1 protein-coding gene is annotated in these 316 nt (G+C 41.1%); it reads right to left on the bottom strand.

The features are described 5' to 3' along the window. Positions 1-104 precede the first annotated feature (104 nt). A partial coding sequence (locus tag JEM65_RS22210) for an HAD-IA family hydrolase (protein ID WP_199603947.1) occupies positions 105-316 on the bottom strand: 212 nt, incomplete at its 5' end.

Here is a 316-nt window from a genome sequence, read left to right as displayed (position 1 = left end):
CTTCTCCCAACACTGACTTCCCATATACCCACTCTGCTCCTGCAAGAGTGGTGGAAATAAGAGTGGCGATAAATAAGATTCCGTGACGGAGGTATTCTTTTTTACTATACATTCTTAAAATAATCGAAAATAACTTCAGGGCCCGTCACGTGTACCGCCTGAATACCTACTGCTTTAGCTCCTTCCACATTGGCGATCAAATCATCAAAGAATATTACCCGATCACCAGATGTTCCAAGGTCAACAAGCATTTTTTCATAGATCTCAGGAGAAGGCTTAGAAAGTCCCATTTCATGACTTAAAAATACCCAGTCAA

It is taken from the genome of Gelidibacter salicanalis (assembly GCF_016469035.1).
Lineage (GTDB): Bacteria > Bacteroidota > Bacteroidia > Flavobacteriales > Flavobacteriaceae > Gelidibacter > Gelidibacter salicanalis_A.
The sequence above is the reverse complement of the archived record's forward strand: the minus strand, read 5'-3'. Positions and strand labels throughout refer to the sequence as shown.